Consider the following 7,613-nt stretch of genomic DNA (forward strand, 5'->3'; position numbering starts at 1 on the left):
GCACGGCAACAGCAACCTGCCCCGGACGACCTCGGTCGTCCGGGGCAGCTGCTACTCCCACTCGATCGTGCCCGGCGGCTTGGAGGTGAGGTCGAGCACGACCCGGTTCACCTCGCGCACCTCGTTGGTGATCCGTGTCGAGATGCGCTCGAGGACGTCGTAGGGCACGCGCGTCCAGTCGGCGGTCATCGCGTCCTCGGACGACACCGGGCGCAGCACGATCGGGTGGCCGTAGGTCCGGCCGTCGCCCTGCACCCCGACGGAGCGGACGTCGGCGAGCAGCACCACCGGGCACTGCCAGACCTCACGGTCCAGGCCGGCGGCGCTGAGCTCGGCGCGGGCGATGGCGTCCGCTCGGCGCAGGATCGCGAGGCGCTCCGCGTCGACCGAGCCGACGATGCGGATGCCCAGGCCGGGGCCCGGGAACGGCTGGCGCCAGACGATCTCGGCCGGCAGCCCGAGCTGCTCGCCGACGCGCCGCACCTCGTCCTTGAACAGGGTGCGCAACGGCTCGACGAGCGCGAACTGCAGGTCGTCGGGCAGGCCGCCGACGTTGTGGTGGCTCTTGATGTTGGCCGCGCCGGTACCGCCGCCGGACTCCACCACGTCGGGGTAGAGCGTGCCCTGGACGAGGAACTCGACGTCCTCGCCGTGGCGCCCGGCGTCGACCACCACCTCGCGCGCCGCCTGCTCGAAGACGCGGATGAACTCGCGTCCGATGATCTTGCGCTTCTCCTCGGGGTCGCTGACGCCGTCCAGGGCGTCCAAGAACTGCGTCACGGCGTCGACGACCTTGAGCCGGACGCCGGTGGCGGCTACGAAGTCCCGCTCGACCTGCTCGGCCTCGCCCTCGCGGAGCAGCCCGTGGTCGACGAAGACACAGGTCAGCTGGTCGCCGACGGCCCGCTGCACGACCGCCGCGGCCACCGCCGAGTCGACGCCGCCGGACAGCCCGCAGATGACCTGCTTGCCGCCCACCTGGGCGCGGATGAGGTCGACCTGCTCGTCGATGATGTTGGTCTCGGTCCAGGTCGGGCGGCACCCGGCGATGTCGTAGAGGAAGTGCCGCAGCATCTCCTGCCCGTGGGCGGTGTGCATGACCTCGGGGTGGAACTGCACGCCGGCCAGCCCCCGCCCTACGTCCTCGAACGCGGCGACGGGTGCGCCCGTGGTCGAGGCGGTGACCCGGAAACCCGGCGGCGGCTCGGTGACGGCGTCGCCGTGGCTCATCCACACCAGCTGCTCGGCGGGCAGGCCCTGCAGCAGCACGCCGGGCTCGTCGACGCGCAGCGTGGTGCGCCCGAACTCGGAGCCACCGGTACGGGCCACCTGGCCGCCCAGGGCCTGGGTCATGGCCTGGAAGCCGTAGCAGATGCCGAACGTCGGGACGCCGGCCGTGATGAGCTCGGCGTCCGTGCGCGGCGCGTCGTCGGCGTACACCGACGACGGGCCACCGGACAGGATGATCGCCTTGGGGCGACGGGCCAGCAGCTCGGCCACCGGGATGTCGTGCGGCACGATCTCGGAGTACACGTTGGCCTCGCGCACCCGGCGGGCGATGAGCTGGGCGTACTGGGCGCCGTAGTCCACGACGAGAACCAGGTCGTTGTCCACGGCGAGAGTCTACGGACGGCACAATTGCCGGCATGGTTACCTGCCTGGTCCGTACCCGGGTGTGGCGCGATGGCGTCCTGGAGAAGGAGGACTTCCCGCTGGAGCAGGTGTCGGACTACCTGGAGCAGCCCGACTGCCTGGTGTGGGCCGACCTGATCTCGCCCGGCCACGACGACCTCGGTCAGCTCGCCGAGGAGCTCAGCCTGGACCCGCACGCGGTCGAGGACTCCCTGAGCCGCAACGAGCGACCCAAGGCGATGCGATACCCGACGCACGTGTTCCTCACCGTCAACCCGCTGCGCCTGGACGCCGACGCCGACGAGATCTCGGTCGGGCGGGTGTCGGTGTTCAGCACCCACCAGGCGTTCGTCACGGTCCGCCTCGACGACATCGTCGACATGGACGCCGTTCTCGGGCGCTGGGACGACAACTCCGCGTTGCTCACCTGCGGGCCGCGTGCCCTGCTGCACGGGCTGCTCGACGAGATCGTCGACCGCTACTTCGACATCACCGACACGCTGAACGACCAGGTCGACGCGGTCGAGGACATCCTGTTCGAGGAGGTCACGTCGACGACGACGCACGACATCTCGCAGCGGACGTTCACCCTGCGCCGCGCCCTGGTCGACGCCCGGCGCGCGGTCCTGCCCATGCGCGACGTCGTCAACACCGTCACCCGCCGCACGGCCCAGGACGAGGCGGCCGCCCAGCTCGCGCCCTACTACGACGACCTCTACGACCACATCCTGCGGATCGGTGACCTCACCGACTCGCTGCGCGACGAGATCACCTCGATCTTCGACACCAACATGTCGCTGTCGGACACCCGGATGAACGTGATCATGAAGAAGCTGACGTCGTGGGCGGCCATCATCGCGGTGCCCACGGCCGTCACCGGGTTCTTCGGCCAGAACGTGCCCTACCCCGGCTTCGGCAAGGAGTGGGGCTTCGTCTACAGCCTGGCGATCATGGTCGTGATCGCGCTGGTGCTGTACGCCGTGTTCAGGCGCAAGGACTGGCTCTGACGGCGCTCAGCCGACCTGCTCAGCCGACCCGCTCGACCACGCCCGGCAGCACACCGGAGAAACGCCCGGCGGCGGCCAACCGCTCGTCGGGCACGACGCCGTAGGACGTGGTGCGCTGCCGCGCCGTGCGGCCGGGCAGCCCGCCGACGATCTCCTCCAGCTGGGCGACGGTCTTCGCCGAGCCGTGCCGGCTGCCGGCCATCCGGCTGATCGTCTCCTCCATCAGCGTGCCGCCGAGATCGTTGACGCCACCCTGCAGCAGCGCGCGTGACCCGTCGGTGCCGAGCTTGACCCAGGAGCACTGGATGTTGTCGATGCGCCCGTGCAGCAGGATGCGGGCCATTGCGTGCACGGCGCGGTTCTCGCGCGTGGTCGGGCCCGGGCGCGCAACGCCGGCGAGGTAGATGGGCGCGTTGGTGTGGATGAACGGCAGCGCGACGAACTCGGTGAAGCCGCCGGTGCGGTCCTGGATGCGGGCCAACGTGCGGAAGTGCCCGAGCCAGTGCGCCGGGTTGTCGACGTGGCCGTACATCATCGTCGAGCTCGAGCGCAGCCCGACCTCGTGCGCGGTCGTGATGACCTCGATCCACTGACTCGCCGGCAGCTTGCCCTTGGTGAGCAGCCAGCGCACGTCGTCGTCGAGGATCTCGGCCGCGGTGCCCGGGACCGAGTCGAGCCCGGCCTCCTTGGCCGCGATGAGCCACTCGCGGATCGACAGCCCGGTACGGGACGCGCCGTTGACCACCTCCATCGGGCTGAACGCGTGCACGTGCATACCGGGCACCCGCTCCTTCACGGCGCGGGCGATGTCGAAGTAGGCGGTGCCGGGCAGGTCGGGATGGATACCGCCCTGCATGCACACCTCGGTGGCCCCCAGCTCCCACGCCTCCTCGGCGCGACGCGCCAGCTCGTCCATGGACAGGGTGTAGGCGTCGGCGTCGGTGCGCCGTTGGGCGAAGGCGCAGAACCGGCAGCCGGTGTAGCAGACGTTCGTGAAGTTGATGTTCCGGTTGACGACGTAGGTGACGTCGCCGCCGACGGTCTGCGCGCGCAGGTCGTCGGCGAGGCGGGCGACCGCGTCGAGCTCGGCGCCGTCGGCGTGCAGCAGGGCCAGCGCGTCGGGGTCCGACAGCGAGCCCGGGTCACGCTCGGCGTTGCGCAGTGCGGACAGCACGTCCGAGTCGAGGCGTTGCGGGGCGGACGTGCGGACGGACTCCTCCCGCACGGTCTCCCAGTCGCCGTAGACGCTGTCGAAGTCCGCGCGCCGGTCGGAGGTGCGGCCCTCGGTGTCGATGGCGGTGTGCAGGTCGATCCGACCGTCCGAGGCCGCCAGCAGGTTCGCGTCCTCGGGCTCCTGCCACGGCATGCCTTCAGGTAACGCACCCTCGCGGGCCAGGCCGTCGGCGGCGGCCAGCGCCGCGACGTGCGGCAGGACCCGCGGGTCGAGCCACGGCTCCCCCGCGGTGACGTAGTCCGGGTAGATCGTGAGCCGCTCGACGAGCCGGAACCCGGCCTCGGCGCTGCGGGCGGCCAGCTCGTCGATGACCGGCCAGGGTCGTTCGGGGTTGACGTGGTCCGGGGTGAGTGGCGAGACGCCGCCCCAGTCGTCGATGCCGGCGCGCAGCAGCAACCCGTACTCGTCGCCGATCAGGTTCGGCGGGGCCTGGATGCGCATGCGCGGGCCCAGCACGAGTCGGGCGACGGCGACGGTCGCGGCGAGGTCGTCGAGCTCGGCGTCGGGCATCCGCGCCATGGCCGTGTCGGGCTTGGCCCGGAAGTTCTGGATGATCGTCTCCTGCAGACCGTGGTACGCGCGGGCGATGCGGCGCAGCTCGAACAGCGCGTCCACGCGCTCGGCCGGGGTCTCGCCGATGCCGATGAGGATGCCCGTCGTGAACGGCACGTTGGACCGCCCGGCGTCCTCCAGGACGCGCAGGCGCACGGCCGGGTCCTTGTCCGGCGAGCCGTAGTGGGCACCGTGCGGGTCCTCGAAGAGCCGCCGCGACGTGGTCTCGAGCATCATCCCCATCGACGGGGCGACCGGCTTGAGCCGCTGCAGCTCGGCCCACGACATCACGCCCGGGTTGAGGTGCGGCAGCAGGCCGGTCTTCTCGAGCACCAGGATGGCCATGGCGCGGACGTAGGCCAGCGTCGAGTCGTAGCCGTGCGCATCGAGCCAGTCCTGCGCGGCGGGCCAGCGGTCCTCCGGGCGGTCGCCGAGGGTGAACAGCGCCTCCTTGCAGCCCAGCGCCGCGCCCTGGGTCGCGATCGCCAGCACCTCGTCGGGCGACAGGAACGGCGCGGCGACACGGTTCGGTGTCGTGGCGAAGGTGCAGTAGTGGCAGCGGTCGCGGCACAGCCGGGTGAGCGGGATGAACACCTTGCGCGAATAGGTGACCACGCCGGGCCGCCCGGCGTCCTCGAGACCCTGGTCCCGGACACGGGCTGCCGAGGCGCAGAGGTCGACGAGCGCGTCGCCGCGGGCGCCGAGCAGGATCTCGGCCTCGGTCGCGTCCAGCGTCACGCCGTCGCGGGCGCGACGCAGGGCACGGCGCAGGGAAGAGGGGATCTGGCTCACGGGGTGCTCCTAGCCGAGGCTCGGCGACTCCCGCCAGGACGAACGTTCCGTGCGACCTCTCGGGCGGACTCCCCACCCGGTCGCGGCGCCTACGACGGTACGCAGGCCACGAGGATCTACAAAGCGCGCAGGCGCGGAAGTATTTCCTTGCCGTACAGCGAGAGGAACGTGGCCTGGTCGGGGCCGGGCGCGTGGAAGACGAGGTGGTTGAAGCCGAGGTCGAGGTAGGTCTTGATCTTCTCGACGTGCTCGTCGGGGTCGGTGCTGACGATGAAGCGCTTGGCGGTCTGCTCGGCGGACAGCCCGTCGGCCAGCCGCTGCATCTCCACCGGGTCCTCGACGCCTTGTTTCTGCTCCGGCGTCAGGCCCAGCGCACCCCAGAACCGGGTGGCCTCCATCGCGGCGTCCCGGTCGTGGTCGAAGGACACCTTGACCTCGATCATCATGTCCATGTCCTCGATCGAGCGACCGGCTTTCTCGGCACCCTCGGCGATCGCCGGCATCAGGGTGTCGGTGTACAGCGCCGGGTCCTTGCCCGAGGTGGTGATCCACCCGTCGCCCTGCCGGCCGGCGAACCGGGTGGCGGCCGGACCGGAGGACGCGAGCCAGAGCGGCACCTGCTGGTCCGGACGGTCGTAGATCGTCGCCTTGTCGGTGCGGTAGTAGTCGCCCTCGAAGGTGACCCGCTCGCCGCTCCAGAGCTCGCGGATCAGCTTGACGGCCTCCCGGAACCGGGCGAAGCGCTCCTTGCCGTCGGGCCATTCGAGGCCCAGCGGGACCTCGTTCATGGATTCGCCGCTGCCCAGCCCGAGGACGACCCGCCCGGGGAACAGGCAGCCCAGGGTCGCGAACGACTGCGCCACGATCGCCGGGTGGTAGCGGAAGGTCGGCGTCAGTACCGACGTGCCGATCGTGATGCGCTCGGTACGGGCACCCAACGCGCCCAGCCAGCTCATCGCGAACGGTGCGTGCCCGCCGTCGTGGCGCCAGGGCTGCAGGTGGTCGCTGATGAACACCGAGTCGAAACCGTCCTGCTCGGCCTGCACCGCGTAGTCAAGTAGCTCGCGCGGCGCGAACTGCTCGTTGCTCGCCTTGTAGCCCAGCTTCAGTTCCCGTGCCATTTACCTGCGTCCTCCGGTCACGATGAGCTCCGCCTTCTGGAACTCCTTGAGCGTCGAGTACCCGCACTTGCCCATCACGCGGCGTACCGCACCGAACAGGTTGCGTTCCCCGCTGGGGTCGGCGGTCGGGCCGACGAGCACCTCCTCGAGGGTAGGCCGATCCTCGTCCCACAGGTCGACGACGATCGATCTGGGCACGCGGGGGTGGGCAGCGGTCGGGTCCCAGTAGTTGCCCCCGCCCGGCGAGTCGGCCGCCACGGCCAACGGCTCGCCCAGCATCACCGCGTCGGCCCCACAGGCCAGTGCCTTGGCGATGTCGCCGCCGGTGGTGAGGTCGCCGTAGGCCACGAGGTGCACGTACCGGCCGCCGGTCTCGTCGAGGTAGTCACGGCGGGCGGCGGCCGCGTCGACGAGCGCGGTGGCCATGGGTACGTCGATGCCCAGCTGTTCCGGGGTCGTCGACCCCAGGTGGGCGCCGTAGCCGATGATGACGCCCGCCGCGCCGGTGCGCATGAGGTGCAGCGCGGTCTGGTAGTTGGTGACGCCGCCGACGAGCACCGGCACATCGAGGTCGGCGATGAAGGTCTTGAGGTTCAGGCCCTCGGTGTCCGGCGCGAGCACGTGCTCGGCCGAGATGACGGTGCCCTGGATGACCAGCAGGTCGACGCCCTCGGCCAGCGCGTGCGGTGCGAGTTCGGCGGTGTGCTGCGGGGAGAGTCGGACGGCGACCCGGATGCGCGCCGCGCGCAGTTCCGCGATGCGGGCCCGCAGCAGCTCGGGCGACACCGGCGCGGCGTAGACCCGCTGCAGGGTGGCGGTGTCGGTGCCCAGCTTCGCCAGCTCGGCGGCCGGGTCGTCGTAACGGGCCCACAGGCCCTCGCCGTCGAGCACGGCCAGCCCGCCCAGTCGCTCGATCTCGACCGCCGTCGCCGGTGACACCGTGGCGTCCGAGGGTGCGGCGACGAAGGGCAGCTCGAAGGACATGGCGTCCATCTGCCAGCTCGTCGACACGACGGACGATCCGCGGGTGCGCCGCGTGGGCACGAGGGCGATCTCGTCGAGGTGGTAACCCCGGCGGGCGCTGCGTCCGAGGCCGATCTCGACTGTTTCCGGCATGGGTCGAGTCTGCCCCACCACGAGCGAGGACCTTGGTCCTGCATGGTCGGGCCTGTTGCCGGTGTGAAGGAGGTCTTCACCCCGTCATTGTTCTCTTCACAAGGTCTTCACCTTCCTGGGGACGTCGCTGGGGAGTGACGAGGAGGGCGGGTCTTGGGG

At 70.9% G+C, this 7,613-nt stretch carries 5 protein-coding genes; 1 reads left to right on the forward strand and 4 read right to left on the reverse strand.

Going from position 1 to position 7,613, the window contains the following annotated elements:
* Nucleotides 1-51: 51 nt before the first annotated feature.
* A complete protein-coding gene (gene guaA, locus ACFFCA_RS00945) occupies nucleotides 52-1,614 on the reverse strand; it encodes a glutamine-hydrolyzing GMP synthase (RefSeq protein WP_375481032.1) in 1,563 nt (520 codons plus the stop codon).
* A gap of 32 nt (nucleotides 1,615-1,646) precedes the next feature.
* On the opposite strand from guaA, the gene ACFFCA_RS00950 reads away from it, so the two are divergent.
* Entirely contained in the window at nucleotides 1,647-2,639 is a 993-nt protein-coding gene (locus ACFFCA_RS00950; protein WP_375481033.1) for a magnesium transporter CorA family protein, read from the forward strand.
* 19 nt (nucleotides 2,640-2,658) lie between these two features.
* Here ACFFCA_RS00950 and ACFFCA_RS00955 read toward each other — a convergent pair whose 3' ends face one another.
* The 3 genes from ACFFCA_RS00955 to ACFFCA_RS00965 form a co-directional block, all read right to left on the reverse strand.
* Entirely contained in the window at nucleotides 2,659-5,196 is a 2,538-nt protein-coding gene (locus tag ACFFCA_RS00955) for a bifunctional FO biosynthesis protein CofGH (protein ID WP_375481047.1), read from the reverse strand.
* Between the two features lie 137 nt (nucleotides 5,197-5,333).
* Nucleotides 5,334-6,338 (reverse strand): glucose-6-phosphate dehydrogenase (coenzyme-F420), encoded by a 1,005-nt coding sequence (fgd, locus tag ACFFCA_RS00960; protein ID WP_375481034.1) that lies wholly within the window; start codon nucleotides 6,336-6,338, stop codon nucleotides 5,334-5,336.
* Nucleotides 6,339-7,454 (reverse strand): GuaB3 family IMP dehydrogenase-related protein, encoded by a 1,116-nt coding sequence (locus tag ACFFCA_RS00965; protein ID WP_375481035.1) that lies wholly within the window; start codon nucleotides 7,452-7,454, stop codon nucleotides 6,339-6,341. It lies immediately after the preceding gene.
* Nucleotides 7,455-7,613: the final 159 nt, after the last annotated feature.

The organism is uncultured Jatrophihabitans sp., from assembly GCF_964252635.1.
In the GTDB taxonomy this organism is placed as follows: Bacteria; Actinomycetota; Actinomycetes; order Mycobacteriales; family Jatrophihabitantaceae; genus Jatrophihabitans.

What these genes read in the sequence shown, in the direction of transcription:
- ACFFCA_RS00950 (WP_375481033.1), top strand. Translation starts at nt 1,647, where the DNA reads ATGGTTACCTGCCTGGTCCGTACCCGGGTGTGGCGCGATGGCGTCCTG.
- fgd (WP_375481034.1), bottom strand. Translation starts at nt 6,338, where the DNA reads ATGGCACGGGAACTGAAGCTGGGCTACAAGGCGAGCAACGAGCAGTTC.
- ACFFCA_RS00965 (WP_375481035.1), bottom strand. Translation starts at nt 7,454, where the DNA reads ATGCCGGAAACAGTCGAGATCGGCCTCGGACGCAGCGCCCGCCGGGGT.